The 16,096-nt window shown below is 68.0% G+C and carries 17 protein-coding genes; 11 read left to right on the top strand and 6 right to left on the bottom strand.

The annotated features are described in order from the left end of the window. Positions 1 to 827 precede the first annotated feature (827 nt). Positions 828 to 2,753, top strand: coding sequence for a diguanylate cyclase (locus AB0M24_RS41005; RefSeq protein ID WP_363779311.1), 1,926 nt, complete (start codon positions 828 to 830; stop codon positions 2,751 to 2,753). On the opposite strand, the gene AB0M24_RS41010 is transcribed toward AB0M24_RS41005, so the two are convergent. The 4 genes from AB0M24_RS41010 to AB0M24_RS41025 all read right to left on the bottom strand — a co-directional run bounded on the left by AB0M24_RS41010 (position 2,722) and on the right by AB0M24_RS41025 (position 9,260). Then, positions 2,722 to 3,225 carry a DUF2165 domain-containing protein gene (locus AB0M24_RS41010; RefSeq protein WP_363779313.1) on the bottom strand — a complete coding sequence of 168 codons (504 nt, stop codon included), beginning with the start codon at positions 3,223 to 3,225 and terminating at the stop codon, positions 2,722 to 2,724. The two genes, AB0M24_RS41005 and AB0M24_RS41010, sit on opposite strands and share 32 nt — an antisense overlap. 79 nt (positions 3,226 to 3,304) lie before the next feature. Next, positions 3,305 to 7,120 (bottom strand): hypothetical protein, encoded by a 3,816-nt coding sequence (locus AB0M24_RS41015; RefSeq protein ID WP_363779315.1) that lies wholly within the window; start codon positions 7,118 to 7,120, stop codon positions 3,305 to 3,307. 252 nt (positions 7,121 to 7,372) lie between these two features. Beyond that, the gene (locus tag AB0M24_RS41020; protein ID WP_363779317.1) at positions 7,373 to 8,272 is read right to left on the bottom strand and encodes an LCP family protein; all 900 of its coding nucleotides are present in this window, start codon (positions 8,270 to 8,272) and stop codon (positions 7,373 to 7,375) included. 46 nt (positions 8,273 to 8,318) lie between these two features. Continuing rightward, a complete protein-coding gene (locus AB0M24_RS41025) occupies positions 8,319 to 9,260 on the bottom strand; it encodes a nucleoside hydrolase (protein WP_363779319.1) in 942 nt (313 codons plus the stop codon). Between AB0M24_RS41025 and AB0M24_RS41030 the strand changes: the two genes are divergently transcribed. The 8 genes from AB0M24_RS41030 (at position 9,259) to AB0M24_RS41065 (ending at position 14,532) form a co-directional block, all read left to right on the top strand. Beyond that, positions 9,259 to 9,759 (top strand): GNAT family N-acetyltransferase, encoded by a 501-nt coding sequence (locus AB0M24_RS41030; protein WP_363779321.1) that lies wholly within the window; start codon positions 9,259 to 9,261, stop codon positions 9,757 to 9,759. The genes AB0M24_RS41025 and AB0M24_RS41030 overlap by 2 nt on opposite strands. A 181-nt stretch (positions 9,760 to 9,940) precedes the next feature. Next, positions 9,941 to 10,525, top strand: a complete 585-nt coding sequence (locus AB0M24_RS41035; protein WP_363779323.1) for a hypothetical protein — start codon at positions 9,941 to 9,943, stop codon at positions 10,523 to 10,525. A 13-nt stretch (positions 10,526 to 10,538) separates the two neighbouring features. Next, positions 10,539 to 11,099, top strand: a complete 561-nt coding sequence (locus AB0M24_RS41040) for an SdpA family antimicrobial peptide system protein (RefSeq protein ID WP_363779325.1) — start codon at positions 10,539 to 10,541, stop codon at positions 11,097 to 11,099. After that, entirely contained in the window at positions 11,093 to 12,037 is a 945-nt protein-coding gene (locus AB0M24_RS41045) for a sporulation-delaying protein SdpB family protein (RefSeq protein ID WP_363779327.1), read from the top strand. The genes AB0M24_RS41040 and AB0M24_RS41045 overlap by 7 nt, the downstream gene beginning before the upstream one ends. After that, complete coding sequence (locus AB0M24_RS41050) at positions 12,034 to 12,594, top strand: hypothetical protein (protein WP_363779329.1); 561 nt, start codon at positions 12,034 to 12,036, stop codon at positions 12,592 to 12,594. Before AB0M24_RS41045 ends, AB0M24_RS41050 begins: the two co-directional genes overlap by 4 nt. A gap of 71 nt (positions 12,595 to 12,665) precedes the next feature. Further along, positions 12,666 to 12,869 (top strand): PLDc N-terminal domain-containing protein, encoded by a 204-nt coding sequence (locus AB0M24_RS41055; protein ID WP_363779331.1) that lies wholly within the window; start codon positions 12,666 to 12,668, stop codon positions 12,867 to 12,869. After that, entirely contained in the window at positions 12,859 to 13,749 is an 891-nt protein-coding gene (locus AB0M24_RS41060; RefSeq protein WP_363779333.1) for an ABC transporter ATP-binding protein, read from the top strand. The genes AB0M24_RS41055 and AB0M24_RS41060 overlap by 11 nt, the downstream gene beginning before the upstream one ends. A gap of 3 nt (positions 13,750 to 13,752) precedes the next feature. Then, positions 13,753 to 14,532 carry a hypothetical protein gene (locus AB0M24_RS41065; RefSeq protein ID WP_363779335.1) on the top strand — a complete coding sequence of 260 codons (780 nt, stop codon included), beginning with the start codon at positions 13,753 to 13,755 and terminating at the stop codon, positions 14,530 to 14,532. Here AB0M24_RS41065 and AB0M24_RS41070 read toward each other — a convergent pair. Both AB0M24_RS41070 and AB0M24_RS41075 read right to left on the bottom strand, forming a co-directional pair. After that, a complete protein-coding gene (locus tag AB0M24_RS41070) occupies positions 14,471 to 14,803 on the bottom strand; it encodes a hypothetical protein (RefSeq protein ID WP_363779337.1) in 333 nt (110 codons plus the stop codon). The genes AB0M24_RS41065 and AB0M24_RS41070 overlap by 62 nt on opposite strands. 4 nt (positions 14,804 to 14,807) lie before the next feature. Continuing rightward, the gene (locus AB0M24_RS41075; RefSeq protein WP_363779339.1) at positions 14,808 to 15,365 is read right to left on the bottom strand and encodes a DUF3887 domain-containing protein; all 558 of its coding nucleotides are present in this window, start codon (positions 15,363 to 15,365) and stop codon (positions 14,808 to 14,810) included. Positions 15,366 to 15,433: 68 nt separating this feature from the next. Between AB0M24_RS41075 and AB0M24_RS41080 the strand changes: the two genes are divergently transcribed. Beyond that, a complete protein-coding gene (locus AB0M24_RS41080; protein WP_363779341.1) occupies positions 15,434 to 15,829 on the top strand; it encodes a helix-turn-helix transcriptional regulator in 396 nt (131 codons plus the stop codon). Positions 15,830 to 15,867: 38 nt separating this feature from the next. After that, positions 15,868 to 16,068, top strand: coding sequence for a hypothetical protein (locus tag AB0M24_RS41085; protein WP_363779343.1), 201 nt, complete (start codon positions 15,868 to 15,870; stop codon positions 16,066 to 16,068). Positions 16,069 to 16,096: the final 28 nt, after the last annotated feature.

Here is a 16,096-nt window from a genome sequence, read left to right on the forward strand (position 1 = left end):
GGTCAAGTCGACGAAAAGCGTGTCGACTTGACCCAACCCCTCGGCTGCGGCCAACGATCAGGCACGACTCGTGACGGGGCCCGCCGGAGCGCACGTTTCAAGCAGCTCGGCTTCGCCATCGCCCCAGACAACTCGGCTTCGGCATCGCCCCAAGCAGCTCGCCTTCGGCATCGCCCCAAGCAGCTCGGCTTCGGCATCGCCCCGGCTCGGCTTCGCCATCGCCTTGTTCGCCCTCGGCCTTGCCCCGCCCGCTTCCGCCCCTCCGCTCCTGCGCCTTCCCGTCTCCCGTCTCCCGTCCTCCCGCCTCCCCTCTCCCGTCTCCCGTCCTCCCGTCTCCCCTCTCCCGCCTCCCCTCTCCCGCCTCTCCTCTCCGCGCTCCCGTCCTCCGCGCTCCCGCCTTCCCGACCCTTCGCCTCAGCCCTCCGCCTTTGCCCTCCTCCTGCTTCGGCCTGGGCTGAGCACCCGCCACCGCGCCTTCCGTTGGGCGCAGCTGGGGGTCCGGTTGGCGCCTTTGACCCGATCGAGGGGCGTGGGTGCGGGCGGGTGCGTGGGAAAATTGCTCCGATTGAGCGAGTAAAGGTCGTAGCGTTGCGAGACTTCTGTACGCCCGTTGGGGCGAAGGGGGTCGAGGGGCGCGTCTGTGTGGTTTGCTGGCTGTAGGCTTCCGCACCGTTGCTCGCCGAGCAGGTCAGGTGGATGATTTGCCGAGCCAGGACGACGCGAGATCGTCACGTCCGGTTGGACGTGACGAGTTGGCGCGCGACTGGGCGATCAAGGTTAGTCGGACGGCCTACATACCGTTGTCGGCGGCGAAGCTCACTGAAGAGTTGCACGAGCTGTTGAACGTCGTGGCCGAGGCGTTGGCTCAGGATCCTGCGGTGGCCTCGCTGGTGGGGACTCGGCTGGTGGAGATCCACTGCGTTGGGGCCGAGAGTCTGCGGAAGTCGGTTGAGGTGCTGGCTGCGTTCGTGGCGCAGGAAGGTGCCGATGCTGAGACTGCCGCGTTGGTGATCGGGGCTGTGTCTGCTGCGTATACGGGGGCCATTCAGGCTTTTGTGTTGGAGCAGCAGGAGAGTGTCAGCCAGGCGTTGCTCCGGGCGAATCGGGCCGTGCAGTTGGATTTGCAGGCCAGCGAGGAGCGGTTCGAGGACATTTTCGCGCACTCGTCTACCGGGATTGCGATGGTCGGTCTCGACGGGGCGTTGGAGCGGGCCAACGAGGCGCTGTGCAACATCTTGAGGCGCGAGGACGTTGCCGGGATGACGCTGACGGACCTGATCGCGCCTGCTGATCTGCCGTTGATCAACGATGCGTTGGCCAGCTTGAAGTTCGGGCGGATGCGGCGGGTCGAGGAGCGGCCCCGGTTGATCGACCGGGACGGGGAGCACTTCCGGGTGCTGCTGGCGGCGACTGTGCAGAAGGACGCTGAGGACAACCCGAAGCACTTCGTGGTGATGATCGACGACGATTCCCAGCTGACGTTGCTGGGTGGGCGGTTGCAGTACCAGTCGTTGCACGACGCGTTGACGGGGTTGCCGAACCGGCAGTACCTGACTACGCGGCTGGAGTCGTTGCTGCACAGCGATATTGAGCACGGAGTGACGCTGTACCACCTGGATCTGGACGCCTTCGCGGTGATCACGGACGGGCTGGGGCGGGAGATCGGCGACAAGGTTCTGAAGCTCGTGGCGGAGAGGCTGAGCTCGGTCTTCGCCGCTGAGAAGGCCATGGTCGCGCGGCTTGAGGGTGACGAGTTCGCGGTGCTCGTGGAGAACGGGGCCGATACGCCGGATGTCGACACGACGATCCGGACGATTGAGCACGAACTGGCCGAACCGGTCTACTTCGGCCATCACGGGGTGGCGGTGTCGGCGACGATCGGTGTGTTGCCTCGGTTGCATCCCGGGGAGCATCCCGCCGAGGTGCTGCGGGCTTCGGACATGACGCTCAGGCGGGCCAAGCGGAGCGGGCGCAGGCAGTGGGGGCTGCACGACGCCACGCAGGACAAGCGGGAGCAGGAGGAGTTCGCTCTTGCCGCAGTGATGCCGGGGGCTTGGGAGAGCGGCGAGATCGAGGTCGTGTTCAACCCCGTCATGAAGCTCGACGGGGCGGCGCGGGTGTGCGTCGAGGCCGAGTTGAACTGGCGGCATCGGGACGCCGGGCTGATCGCGCACGAGAAGTGCGTGGCGATGGCCGAGCACACCGGGTTGATGTTGCCGTTGGGCGAGTGGATGTTGCGCAAGGCCGCGGAGGCCGCCTGCGTGCACGACGAGATTCTCGCGGTGTGCCTGACGGAGAGCATGGCCAACAGTCCGGACCTCGTGCGGGACGTGCGGCGGGTGCTGGCCGACACCGGGTTGCCCGCCGGGCGGTTGCTGCTCGGGTTCCCGGTGCACGTGCTGGCGTCGGAGGACAGCGAGGCTGCCGACAACCTGGATCTGTTGTCGGACATGGGGATTCACATCGGCGCGCGCGACTTCAAGGGGTCGACGGCCGAGATCGAGCTGGTGCGGGCGCTCGGCGTGAAGGCCGTGCGGATCAAGGGGCGGTGCCAGAAGCCGGACGAGCTGGTGTCCCACGTGCTCAGCGACCTCGTCGGGTTCGTGCACGAGGCCGGTGGGATGGTCGTGATCGACGCGATCGAGGACGCTGAGCAGCGGGACTGGTGGAACGAACTGGGCGCCGACGCCGGGGTCGGGCCGGTGTTCTGCGTGGAGCCGACTACTGAGTGGCCTGCTCTCGCCGCGGGTTGAGGTGCACGAGGATCAGCGCGAAGCCCGCGATGGTCACGATGCGCAGCGCGGCGACGATGCCGTTCCAGTCCTTCGACTGCCACATGGCGAACCACTCGCCGCCGATCGTGATGAAGCCGCCGAGGAACAGGGCCACGATCATCAGCAGGCCGGCGGACGCGAACTTGCGCGCGCTGTCCTCCTTGCCGCGGATGTACGCGATGGTGCCCGCGGTCAGCAGGACCGCCGAGATCGCCTCCCAGGCGATGATCGCGACGTAGACGATCGTGACCGCGGCCGGGCTGGTGATCGCCCGCCACTTCAGTTCCTTGCCGAACGTGGTGTCCATCGCGAGGACGTGCTTCACGAACGCTTCGTTCGTGCCGTAGTCCGTGACGTTGCCGAGCACCACGAGAAGCATGTTGAGAGCGATGAACCCGACGGTCACCGCCACAACCGCGCGCAAGCTGCCGACCCGAGCAAGTAGACGCATGGCGCGGACAGTAACCGATCAGGTTCGGGCAGTGAGCCGGTTCGGGTCGTCTCCCATCCGCTGGGCGTGTTCGCCGGGGTCAGCGGCCTGCGCAGGGGTCGCTGTAGGTCAACTGCGGCAGCCGGTCCTCCCACAGCGCACGGGTCAGCGCGCCGCGTGAGGTCGCGCAGATGCGATCGGCCTCGTGCGACACGTCCAGGTCCCACAGGCGGGCGACGCCATCGGTCGAACCGGTGCCGAGCACGCGTCCGTCCGGGCTGAACTGGACCGACGTCTCGCTGTTCGCGTCCGTGGTGATCGGCTGGCCGAGAGCGGACGGCGCGGAGGGGTCGCTCACGTCCCACATGCGGATGGTCTTGTCCGTGCTGCCGCTGACCAGCGTCCTCCCGTCCGGGGTCAGGGTGATCGAGCTGACCAGTCCGGTGTGGCCGGTGAGCACGCCGAGGCGTTTCGGGTGCTCGCGGTCGGTGATGTCCCACAGCCTGATCGTCTTGTCGGCGCCCGAGGTGATGAGCGTCCTGCCGTCCGGGCTGAACGTCGCCTGCAGGACGGGGTCGCGGTGGTCGCCGATCGGGGTGCCGAGCAACCGCGGCTTCTCCAGGTCCGTGACGTCCCACATGCGGAACGTGCCGTCGCTGCTCGCCGAGACGAGCGTCCTCCCGTCGCGGCTGAACTCGACCTCGTTGATCCACCCGTCCTGGCCCCGCAGCGGCTCGCTGACCTTGCGCGGCTTGGCCGGGTCGTGGGCGTCCCACAGCTGCAACGACTTGTCATCGCTGCCGGTCACCATCGCGTTGCCGTCGGGGCTGAACGCGAACGGCCAGCTGAACCTCGTGTCCAGCTTGATCGGCTCACCCAGCGGCACCGTGTGCTCCGGGTCGCTGACGTCCCACAGCCTGATCGTCTTGTCGCCCGCGTTGGTGGCGAGCACCTTGCCGTCCGGCCGGAAGTCGGGCGAGCCCAGACCCCACTCGTGTCCGAGCAGCGGTGGCCCGACCGGTTTCGGGTTGTGGCGGTCTGAGATGTCCCACAGCCGCAGGGACCTGTCGCCGGATCCGGTCGCGAGCAGGTTGCCGTCCGGGCGGAACGACGGCCTCGACACCCGCGAGGTGTGGCCGAGCAACACGTTGTCCGGCAACGACCACAGGCGCACCGAGTTCTCGTTCGCACCGGTGGCGAGCGAGCGGCCGTCCGGGGAGAAGCCGACCGCGAAGAGGCCGCCGCTCAGTGCCGCGAGCGGTTTGCCGAGCTGGCTCGGGGCCGCCGGGTTGCTGAGGTTCCACAAGCGAGCGGTGCTGTCGCCGGCGCCGGACGCGAGGATCTTGCCGTCCGGGCTGAACTTCACCGACCAGACGGAACCCGTGTGGCCGACGAGCGCGGGGCCGACCGGGTTCTGCGTGGCCGGGTCCCAGAGCCTGATCGTCTTGTCGTCGCTGCCCGACGCCAGCAGCTTGCCGTCCGGGCTGAACGCGACGGTGTGGATGCCGTCGGTGTGGCCGGTCATGGGCTTGCCGACGCGGGTCCTGGTCGCGACGTCCCACAGCCGGACCGTCTGGTCGTCGCCCGTGGTCGCGAGCAGCTTGCCGTCCGGGCTGAACGCGAGCGAACGGACCGGCGACGTGTGGTCGCGCAACGGTTCGCCGAGGGGCTTGGCGTCGGCGGGGTTGCTGACGTCCCACAGCCGGGCGGACTTGTCGTCGTTCGCCGCCGCGAGGATCGTGCCGTCGCGGTTGAAGTCGAGCAGGTAGCTGGTGCCGTTGCCGGTCTCGATCTTCTTGATCTCTTTGGCGTTCGCCGGGTCGTGGACGTCCCAGAGCCTGATCGTCTTGTCCGCTCCCGTCGTCGCGAGCAGCGAGCCGTCCGGGCTGAAGACGGCGGTGCTGAGCCAGTCGGTGTGCCCGGTGAGCACGGCCAGCGGCTTCGGGTTCGCCTTGTCGCGGACGTCCCACAAGCGGGCGGTGCGGTCGTAGCTCGCGGTGGCGAGGACCGTGCCGGCCTTGTTGAACGTCGTCAGGTAGACCGCGCCGGTGTGCCCGTTCAACGGCACGGCGAGCGGGGACTGCTGCATGCCGAGCAGCCGCGAGTTCACTCCCATGTCGTCCGGGCGCAGGCGGTGCGCGGCGAGCAGCAGCTGCGCGGACAGGGACGGGTCGCTGTCGACCACCCGGACCGCCTCGGCGGTGATCTGGGAGAACAGCGCGTCGTCACGTTGCCGCACGGCGATCACCGCCGCGCCGGCCGCGATCAGCGCGAAGACGACCACGAGGGCGACGGCGCTGCGGCGCAGCCAGAGGTTCTTGCGGTGCTGGCGTTCCGAGGCGTTGACGAAGTCCTTCGACAGCGCGGTGACCTGCTGCCGCGCGCCCTCCAGCCGGGCGCCGCGGTAGAGCAGTGACGAGTCGCGCTCGTTCGAGGACCACGTCGCCGCGTCCTCCTCGAGGCGTTGGCGGATCAGGTTGCCCGCGCGGTCCTCGTCGATCCAGCTGCGCAACCGCGGCCACGCGTGCAGCAACGCTTCGTGCGTGATCTCGACGCTGCCCGCGTCCATCGTGATCAGCCGGGCGCGGGTGAGGACCTCCAGGGCCCGTTCGGTGGCGGGGAGGTTCGTGCTGGCTTCCAGCAGGCTGTGGCGGCTGGAGCGGCGGCGCGTGTCCTGGGTGTCGTCGCCGACCCTGACCAGGCGCAGGAGCAACTGCTTCGCGGCTGCCCTGGCCGGTTCGTCGAGGTCGGACCAGGCGCGTTCGGCCGTCGTGGCGACGGCGCCCTGGATGCCGCCCGCCGCCCGGTAGCCGTTGATCGTGAGCTTGCCGGCCTGCCTGCGCTGCCACGTGACCAGCAGGGCGTGGCTGAGCAGCGGCAACGCGCCCGCGTCGTAGGCGTCCTTGCCCCGGCGGTTGTGCGCGCCGAGATCGCGCAGCAGGAGCTCGAACAGGCCCTGTTCGAGCTGCAGACCGGCGGCCTTGGCCGGGTTCGTCACGGCGTCGCGGACCTCGGCTGCCGACATCGCGCCGAGCACCATCTGCCGGGTCTGCAGGGCCTCCGCGAGCTCCGGGAAGTCGAGGCAGCGGGCGTAGAAGTCGGCTCGCACGCCCAGCACCACCGCGGTCTTCTCGGCCGCCGCGTGCAGGGCCTGCACGAAGATCCGCAGCCGGTTCTCGTCGCCGCCGAGGGTGAACGCCTCCTCGAACTGGTCGACGACCAGCACCCGGTCGCCGACCGCGAGCTGCACCTCGTGCGCGAACTCGATCAGCACCTCGGCGTCGGCCGCCGCCTCCAGCGTGAGGATCAGGTCCGGCAGCTGGAGTGCGAGCTCCTTGAGCGGATCCGTGCCGGGAGTGATGACCACGGCCTCTTTGCGCAGGCGCGGGAGAACACCGGCTTTCATCAAACTCGACTTGCCGGCACCGGACGCGCCGACGAGCATCGTGATGCCGTTCTCGTTGATTTTGGCGAGAAGGGCGTTCGTCGCCCTTTCCCGGCCGAAGAACCAATTCGAATCCTGCGGTCCGAATGCGCTCAAACCCATGTACGGGCAGACGGCGCTGTCTTCTTGCGGGGGTGTGTCCGGTTCCGTGACGGGGCTCGCGAGGGCGTCTTCCCAGAGGGTCCGCCACGCGTCGAGGTCGTACAGGCCGTCGATCGCCGGCTGGGGCTTCCGCTTGCGCGCCTCGCCGACGAGGATCTCCAGGACCGCGCTCAGGCCGCTGAACCTGGCGGGGACGTTGCGCCCACGCCGCCAGTCGCTGACGCGCTGTGCCGGTACGCGAACCGGTCGGCCCTGTTCGTCCGTTCGGCGGGCACGCGTGACCGATTCGGTGACCCGCTTCAGGGGAGGGTCACCTGCCTCCGCGTAGAGCAGCGCGAAGCGCTCCGCGAAGACTCCACGGGGTCCCAAGCGGCCTCCACCTCGTCCGGACCGGAAAACGTGGACTGCCCGTCTGAGCTGCGACGCACGCACCGGACAGGCTGTCTTCCGCCCACCCTAACGAGGTGGTCTGACAACCTCGACCCCACGTCCTTCACGAGACACGGGAGACCGTCAAAGTGGTTGTGACCAACTGGGGCAAAGCTTCCACGGCTGAGGAGTTCTGGGGGTCTCCTCAGCCGTGGCCCGGTCCGAGCGAATGGCAGGGCGCCGCCTGCTAGGTCAGGCCGCCTTCCACAGCGCGTCTGCATCCGGTTGCTTGGGCTGAACCCTGTTCGGGTCGGGCGGATAGGTCTCCGTCGGCAGCGTCACGTAGGTGATGCTCTCCGGTTTCAACGCGGTGAGTTTTCCCGCGAGGTCCGCCAATTTCGAGATGGACCCGATTTCCGCGTCCGTGACGATCGACTTCGTCAGCACGTCGGCGAGCTGGAATGTTTTCTGCGGGCTTGCCAGCCAGTTCTCGTTGGTGATTTTCTCGCTCAGCGCCCGCATGAACAACTGCTGGTTCTTGATGCGGTTGAGGTCGCTGCCGTCGCCGATGCTCTTCCTCGTCCTGACGAATCCGAGCGCCTGGGTCCCGTTGAGCTTCGTCGGCCCGGCAGGCACGTGCAGGCCGCTCTCCTGGTCGTTGATCGGCTCCGGGATGGTGATGTCGATCCCGCCGAGCCCGTCGATGACGTCGCGGAAGCCGTTGAAGTCGATCTGGACGAAGTGGTCGATCCGGATGCCGCTCAGCTGCTCGACCGTGGCCACCGTGCACGCCGCGCCGCCGGTGGAGAAGGCGCTGTTGAACATGGCGATGCTCGTCGGCGGGTGGTTCCCGCACTGCGGCCGCGGCACCATCGTGTCGCGCGGGATGCTGACGACGCGCGCCTGGTCGCCTGCCGCGTTGAGCTGCACGACCATGGCGGTGTCGGACCGCCCGTCGTCCTTGCCGATGAGGAGGATGTTGAGCGGGCGGCCAGGCGTCGACGGAGGCCTGGGGTGGGTGATCTCCTTGGCGAGATCGACTGTCTTGAGATTGCTCTCAAGCTTCCAGTAGGAACCCCCGACCACGACGCCCGCCGTGATGACCACGGCGGCCCCCGAGACCGCGAGCCATCGTTTCAAGTGGACGTTCATGCTCTCGACGGTCCCGGTTGTTTGTCCGGATCCCGTCGGTGGTTCGTCATGGTTGTGTCACAGCGTGTTTCAGCTGGTCGAGAAAGATCTTGGTCTCGGCCGTGATGGCGTACTTCGCCTTCGTGCGCCCGGTGCCGATGTCGCGGCCGAACGGACTGCCCTCGGCGAGGAACCGCTGGTCCGCCACGAGCGCGCCGCGGGTGTAGCGGCCGGTGAGCTCGATCGCGAACCGGTCTTCCACGTACGTCGCGAGGCTGGGGTCGAGCAGGATCGCCGCGGCGAGCGGGTCGTGCGGGACGAAGCCGGTCTTGCCGAGGAAGCTGCCGTAGAAGTCCGCGTAGAAGCCGAGGATCCGCTTGGCGTAGCTGTCATGTGGGAGCGCTTCCAACCACTCGCCGGGCGCGTGGCTCGCCATCGTGACGTCGAGGCCGACGATCGTCAGGTCCTCGAAACCCGCCTGCAGCACGAGATCCGCGGCTTCCGGGTCGTGCCAGAAGTTGGCCTCGGCGTAGCTCGTGATGTTGCCGGGCACGTTGAGCGCGCCGCCCATGATCGCGACTTTGTCGAGGAGCTGGGGGAGTTGTGGCTCGATCTGCAGCGCCAGTGCGATGTTGGTGAGCGGGCCGATGGCGAGCAGGCTCAGCTCTCCGGGGTTCGCCCTGGCGAGTCGTGCGAGCTGCTCGGCGGCGCTTTCCGCGGTGTGGATGGTTTTCGGGTCTTCTCCGGCGTGGCCGCCGAGTCCGTCCTCGCCGTGCACGTCCTCCGCGGTCATGAGGGGCTGGGCGAGCGGCCGGGCGGCGCCTTTCGCCACGGGGGCTTTGATCCCGAGGCGTTCGGTGAGCCTCAAGGCGTTGGCGGTGGACTGCTCGACCGGCACATTTCCGTGCACCGTGCCGATGGCGACAATTTCGGTGTTCGGCTGCGCGCGCAGGTAGTACAAAGCGAGGGCATCATCGATGCCGGGGTCCGCGTCGACGATGATCCGCATGCACTCGATCATGCCACCGGGGGAAGCCATGACCGTTCGTCTCGCTGAACTTTCAGACGCCGCTGACGTTGCGTTCGTGCACGTGAGCACCTGGCAGGTCGTCTACCGCGGCCACATGCCGGACGACCTGCTCGACAACCTGTCCGTGGAGCAGCGCACGTCGATGTGGGAACGGCTGATCCCGTCCGGCGGGGTGTGGGTGGCGCTGGACGGCACCGAGGTCGTCGGCTTCGCTGCCGCGGGCCCTTCGCGTGACGACGACGCCTCGTCCGAGCTGTACGCGATCTACCTGCTGCCGTCGGCGTGGGGATCCGGACTGGCGGAGCCGTTGGCCGAGGCTGCTTTGTCCGAAATGGGCGACGTCGTTCTGTGGGTTTTGGACGACAACCCGCGTGCTCGCCGTTTTTACGAACGCTTGGGATTTGTTTTGGATGACATGACCCGCACGGAAGAGTTCGGGTCTGCCATTGTTAAAGAAGTTCGTTACCGTCGCAGCTAGAAACAGTTGAACACGAGATTTTCCTCCTTTTGGAGGTATCTCGTTTCGTTGGCGCGTGATCTTCTGGTGCGGCACGGACCTGGGGGTACGTGCAATAGCTGGGGGGCTATCGCGTGACTTCTTCTGTTTGGCATGCATTTTTGGCCCTTCCGCTGTTCATTGCGATGAGAAGGGCCAGGCAATGAAACTTCGCAAGAGCATGGTCGCGTGGGCACTCGTGCCCGCCGTGGCTGTGGCGGGCACCGTCGTGAGCGCTGCCGCGGCGGCGCCGGTACCGGCTCTGTCCGCCTCGCAGACGCAGGGGCAGGTGCTGCCGTGGTCGTCGGCGGACATCGTGAAGGGCGTCTTCTTCTACGACGGGCCGGTCGTCCCGGTGTTGCCGAAGCAGTACTACAGCACCGTGCCCGCGATCACGCCGGACCAGCGTGCGGTGATCGACGAGCTGGTCGCCGAGATCGACAAGAAGGCGCCCGGCACCACGCAGCTGCTCAAGGACGCGTTCCAGGCCGGCTCTCCGGTCCAGGTGAAGGACGCGATCAAGGTCGTCGCGCACGAGCTCGGTGAGGTGGCGAAGACCAACTCCGACGCACAGCGGCTGATCACGCCGGACTGCGCCGCGTTCCTGATCGCGCTGGTGTTCGGGTTCGTCTACTACCTCGCTGAGGTCTGGACCGTGGAAGCCGCGGTGAGCAGCGCTGCCAAGGCCGACACCGTGGACCAGGAGCGCTTCGTCGCGGACCTGATCCACGCGTTCCAGACGGCCTGACGGGACGCGGTGGATGACCGGCACCGAGGTGTACCGGGCGCGTGGACGGGCGGCCGTCGTGGCCGCGGTCCCGCTCGTGCTCTTCCTCGCGTACGCGGTGTTCGCCTCGGTTCCGTCATCGGCCGCGGGCAGGCCACCCGGCGCGGTGGAATTCAACAGAACGGTTCCCGAGGGCTGGGCCTTTTTCACGCGCAGTCCTCGGGAACCACGACAGATGGAATGGCGACGCGAATCCGACGGCGCCTGGCAGAAAGCGAAGATGGGCGCCAACTCGTCGGCGCGGAACCTGTTCGGCGCGGCGCGCTGGGTGCGCACCCAGGACGTCGAGCTGGGTCTCCTCTACGAGCAGGCCACCAGTCAGCGCCCGGAATGGACGACCTGTTCGTCCGATGACGTTCCGCGTTGTCTGGAAAGTTCGTCGTTGAGATTGCAGGTCCGCAACACGGTCGTGCCCAGGACCCTGTGCGGAACCATCGGGATCAGCCAGCAGGAACCGCTGCCGTGGGCGTGGGCGAAGCAGTACGACGCCCACAGCATGCCGGTGAAGGTGCTGAGGCTGGAGGTCCGGTGCTGACGCGTCTGGGTCTTCAGCTCACCAGGCTCACCGACCGCACGCCGTTCACCAACGTGGTCGGCCTGGGCAGGGCGTTGCTCGCGGTGGCCACGCTGACCACGCTGCTGTTCGACTCGACCGACTCGCTGTTCGTCGGTCTGCACAGCGGTGGTGGCGTGCAACCGACGTGCGACGGGGTGGGGGCCTTGGGTGCCTTCTGCCTCGGCGTGCCGCTGGAGGTCGTGCGGTGGTCGGCGATCGCGGTGCTGGTCGCCGTGATCGCGGGATTCCGTCCACAGTGGACGTGCATCCCGCACTGGTACGTGGCGTTCAGCTACCAGGTCAACGCGACGGTCGTCGACGGAGGAGATCAGCTGGCCGCCGTCGTCACGTTGTTGCTGATCCCGTTGTGCCTGGTCGACACGAGGCGGTCGCACTGGCGGAACGAGGAGGACGTGCCGGGCGTCGCCTACGGCAGGCGGCTGGTCGCGCAGGTCTCCCTCGTGCTGGTCCAGCTCCAGGTCGCGGTGCTCTACTTCGACGCCGGCATCGCGAAGCTCGGCACGCGCGAGTGGGCCGACGGCTCCGCGATGTACTACTGGATGGGCGATCCCACCTTCGGTGCGCCGCAGTGGCAGCAATGGCTGTTCCGGCCGATTCTCACGACCGGCATCACGGTCACCCTGTTCACCTGGGTGGTGCTGTTCGGCGAGGTCGCGCTGGCGTTCGGCGTGCTCGTGCCGTGGCGCCACCGCAAGCCGTTCCTCTACGCGTCGGTCGTGTTCCACCTCGGCATCGCGCTGATGATGGGGCTCGTCAGCTTCGCTCTGACGATGATCGCGGCCGACCTTCTCGCTTATCACGACGCGCGTGTCCCGTTGCTCGGACGGCGTTCCGGCACCGCGTCGGCTTCCGAGGTCCTGGGGGACCACGAACTCGTTGCTGTGGAGGCAAGATGAACCATCGAATCACAAAACGGACAGCGCTCGTCGCGGCGTTGATCGCGCCGGTCGTCGTGCTCGGCGGTGTCGCTGCCGCCGATCCCGCGCCGGCCGGGCACGCATCCGTTGTGTCGCAGAGCAAGCGCGGGCTGAGCACGGACGCCAGGACGGTGTTCCTCGGCGCGATGTTCGGTCAGGGTCCGATCGCGAAGGTCGTCTACGACAAGCTGCCGTCGAGTACGCCGGACGTGGTCGCGGCTGCCGAGGAGCTGACCACCAAGGTCGAGGCGGCCTACCCCGGCACGCTCCAGTCCGTGTACGACGCCATCGCGACGGGGTCACCGGCCGCTGTCACGACGGCGATGGACACCGCAGCCGGGCGGCTGAAGTCGTTGGCGGGCAACGGTGAGGGCGCTGAGCGGTTGATCAGCCCCGACTGCGTGCTCCTCCTGGTCGCGGTGGCGGCCGCCGGTGCGATCTGGATCTTCTGGGTGGTGCCGGCCGCGGCCATGACGGAGAACACCCGGCTGGAACGCGACAAGGCGGCGCTCAACCTGGCGACGCTCGTGAGCTGACAGGATCAGAGCCGGCCCGCTGCCACGGGCCGGCTCGTCCCGGTGCGTGAACTCAGTGCGAAAGGGCGTACGTGGACAAGAACTCGCTGATCGCGGCGTTGGTGCCGGTGATCGTCATCTTCGTCGGCTTCGCGATCTACTGCGTGACCGACGTGCTCAGAGCCGAGCGGACGAAGCACCTGCCGAAGTGGGCGTGGTTGGTGATCTGCCTGATTTCGATCCCCATGGGCGGTGTGCTCTACCTGTTGCTGGGCAGGGTTTCCCGTGACCGTTGACACTTACACCGCGACCGGGCTGCGCAAGGACTTCGGCGGTGTGGGCGTGCTCGGCGTCGACCTGGAGATCCCGGTCGGCTCGGTGTTCGGGCTCGTCGGTCCGAACGGCGCGGGCAAGACGACGTTGCTGTCCATGCTGTCCGGATTGTCCACACCGGACTCCGGTGAGATCGGGTTCGGGTCGGCGGAGGTGGCGTTGTGCACCGACGTGCCGGACTTCGAACCCTGGCTCACCGCCGAGGAGGTGCTCGACCTGGGCATCCACCTCACCCGTCCCGAGCTGTCGCCGGCGGACGCTCGGTCGGTGCGGGACTCGGTGCTTCTGCGGGTCGGGTTGGCGGGTTCCGCTCGCCGGCGGGTCGGTGGTTTCTCGCGAGGCATGCGTCAACGGCTCGGCGTCGGCGCCGCGTTGAGCGCCGGTCGTCCGCTCGTGCTGCTGGACGAGCCGACGTCCGGTCTCGACCCGGACGGCCGGGCCATGATGCTGGACCTCGTGGAGAGCCTGCGCGGTGAGATGACCACCGTGTTCTCCAGTCACATCCTCGCCGACGTGGAACGCGTGTGCGACCGGATCGCGGTGCTGCGCGACGGAGTTGTTGTGGCGCAAGGGGAGACGGCCGGCATTCTCGGGGCCTCTTCCGAACGCACGTGGGACATCGACGTGGTCGACGAGGCCTCGCGGCTGGCCTCGGAACTTCTCGAGCTGCCGTGGGTGGAGCGTGCCTCGGCCGTCGGGCAGACCAGGGTGAGCGTGACGGCGGTGACCCCTTCGGCGGGTCACACCGGGCTCGCGGCGGCGCTCACCGGGTTCGGCCTGGTATCGCTGCGGCCGCGCGATCGTGGCCTGGAAGATGTCTTCGACTCGCTGGTGGGTGGCTGAAGAATGAGCTTGTGGCGACTGGAATGGCTGCGCCTGAGCCGCACGCGACGGCTGCTCGCGCTGGCCGCGGTGTTCGTGTTGTTCGGACTCGGATCGCCGCTGCTGACGCGCTATCTGTCCGAGGTGCTGGCAGCGAGCACACCCGCCGGTGGCATCAAGATCGTGGCACCCGATCCCACCCCGGCCGACGGCATCGCCTCGTACCAGAAGAACGTCCAGCAACTGGGTGCGGTGCTGCTCGCTTTCGTCGCCGCGGCAACGTTTCGCGGCAAGGCGGAGGTGTTCCTGCGCACGAGGATCACGCGCCGGCGTGATCACGTCCTGCCGGGCCTGGTCGTGGTCACTTCGGCCGCGTGGGCGTGCTACCTCGCCGGTTTGCTGGGCGCCTGGTACGAAACTGCGGTGCTGCTCGGTGGGCCCGGTGTGGTCGCGATGCTGGCGACCGCCGGATTCACGTTGCTGTACCTGGCTTTCGCGGTCGCGCTGACGTTGGCGATCGCCTCGTTCACCCGGACCGCGGTGCCCGCCGGCTTCGCGGCGACCGCGCTGTTGCTGGTGGTGCTGCCGTTGCTGACCGGTGTGCGCTCGATCGGCAAGTACCTGCCACCGGACCTGCCGGGGTCGGCGTTGTCGTTGGTAGCAGGCACTTCCGTGCCGTCCGACCACTGGCGCGCGGTCGCGGTGACGCTCGTCGCGACCGGCGCGCTCGTGGCGGTGGGACTCAGCCGCGCACCCCGTGCTCGGCCAGCACCGCGAGGAACCGGTCGGCGTCGACCGGCGTGATCACCGGTTGCATCTTGCCGCCGAGGTCGAGCACGAGGCCCACGGACTTGCGGTGCCGGCGGAAGTCCAGGTTGAACCACTGGGTGAGGTTTCCGCTGCCCCAGGCGCGGTACTTGCCGGTCATGCCGGTGAGGGCGTACCGCCTGATGGAGCGGATCCGGTTGTACCGCACGCGCTTCGCCAGCCCGAACGGGAAGTAGTAGCGCCGGATCACCAGTTCGGTGTCCTGGCAGGCGAGGAGGCCGTCGTCGTAGGTCGTGGAGTTCTGCATGGGATCACTCCAGGTTGAGGATGTACAGCCCGCCGATCGAGCCGTCGGTGTTGAAGGTGACGCGGGCTTTCATCTCCGCTTCGGCGAACGTCAGCGGGATGTCGACGATCGTGTACCCGCCCTTCTTGGTGGGCGCGGCTGTGCGAGTGCTCTGCACCTCGCCGAGGTTGCTCACGAGCTGCTGCCACACCGCCCCGAGTTCGTCGACGCCGAGCTTCGAGCTCATCAGCGCGTCGAACATGGCGTGCACGGCGGCGAACTCGCCGTTGCGCAAGTGCGTCACCACCTGCTCGGCCTGCCGCACACCGGCCACAGTGGACTCGGTCATCTCCGCACCCCCGAAGCGTTGTTGGGCGGCCTGCCTGCTCACGTGCAGCAGATCGCCGATCTCGGCCCACGTCGCACCCCCGTCGCGAGCCAGTCCCACCAGTGCCCGCGTGGCGTCCTCGGTCAGCGCCGACAGGGACAAAGCGCCCACCAACGCCTCCCGCGCGGGGCCTTCGCCCTCCAGCGCCCGCGCGACGAGCTCGGCGTTGTGCCTGATCAGCCCGGCCAAATCCACCTTTGTCAAGCTAGCCTTGACAGATTTCGCTGTCAAGGTGAGGTTGACATGGCCCGAAAGGAGCTCTCGTGGCCAGCCCAGAACTGCGGCTGGACCCTCACGACGGGCCGCTGCACCAGTTCGCCTTCGACCTGCGCGGGCTCCGAGCAGCCGCGGGCACGCCGTCCTACCGGGAACTGGCTCAGCGCACCCACTACTCGACCAGCACGCTCGCCGACGCGGCTCGCGGCCTCCGCAAACCGTCGCTCGACGTGGTGGTCGCGTTCGTGCGCGCCTGCGACGGCGATGTCGGCGAGTGGACGGCCAGGTGGCACGCGCTCGACCGCGTCGCGGTGGAGCCCGACGGGTGGCCGCTGGTCCGCGCGGCGCTGATCGGGGCGGCCGTGACGGCGGTGTTGATCGGTTTTCCGGCGGTTGTCCGACGTGCCTGCCGGACAACGCCGAAGGTGTCTTCGTCCAGTTAGGAATGACTGGTACGCAACACGAACACCTGGGGGAACACATGAGGAAGACGATGTTGGCGGCGGCTGTTCTCGCGGCTGTACTGCTCCCGGCCGTGCCCGCTTCGGCCGGTGTCGGACCGTCGTGTCCGGAGAAGGCTCCGGCGGGTGCCACGTTCGTCAGGCACGTGCAGCCGCCGTTCGGCCTGGGCTATGACGAGTACCGGCTGCAGTCGGGCGAGCCGTTCCAGGTCTACTGCTGACACGTCAGGCCTTGCCCGGTTCCGTGCC

This window comes from Lentzea sp. NPDC051838, from assembly GCF_040681245.1.
In the GTDB taxonomy this organism is placed as follows: domain Bacteria; phylum Actinomycetota; class Actinomycetes; order Mycobacteriales; family Pseudonocardiaceae; genus Lentzea.

What these genes read in the sequence shown, in the direction of transcription:
- AB0M24_RS41010 (WP_363779313.1), bottom strand. Translation starts at nt 3,225, where the DNA reads ATGCGTCTACTTGCTCGGGTCGGCAGCTTGCGCGCGGTTGTGGCGGTG.
- AB0M24_RS41020 (WP_363779317.1), bottom strand. Translation starts at nt 8,272, where the DNA reads ATGAACGTCCACTTGAAACGATGGCTCGCGGTCTCGGGGGCCGCCGTG.
- AB0M24_RS41030 (WP_363779321.1), top strand. Translation starts at nt 9,259, where the DNA reads ATGCACTCGATCATGCCACCGGGGGAAGCCATGACCGTTCGTCTCGCT.
- AB0M24_RS41025 (WP_363779319.1), bottom strand. Translation starts at nt 9,260, where the DNA reads ATGCGGATCATCGTCGACGCGGACCCCGGCATCGATGATGCCCTCGCT.
- AB0M24_RS41035 (WP_363779323.1), top strand. Translation starts at nt 9,941, where the DNA reads ATGAAACTTCGCAAGAGCATGGTCGCGTGGGCACTCGTGCCCGCCGTG.
- AB0M24_RS41040 (WP_363779325.1), top strand. Translation starts at nt 10,539, where the DNA reads ATGACCGGCACCGAGGTGTACCGGGCGCGTGGACGGGCGGCCGTCGTG.
- AB0M24_RS41050 (WP_363779329.1), top strand. Translation starts at nt 12,034, where the DNA reads ATGAACCATCGAATCACAAAACGGACAGCGCTCGTCGCGGCGTTGATC.
- AB0M24_RS41065 (WP_363779335.1), top strand. Translation starts at nt 13,753, where the DNA reads ATGAGCTTGTGGCGACTGGAATGGCTGCGCCTGAGCCGCACGCGACGG.
- AB0M24_RS41070 (WP_363779337.1), bottom strand. Translation starts at nt 14,803, where the DNA reads ATGCAGAACTCCACGACCTACGACGACGGCCTCCTCGCCTGCCAGGAC.
- AB0M24_RS41085 (WP_363779343.1), top strand. Translation starts at nt 15,868, where the DNA reads ATGAGGAAGACGATGTTGGCGGCGGCTGTTCTCGCGGCTGTACTGCTC.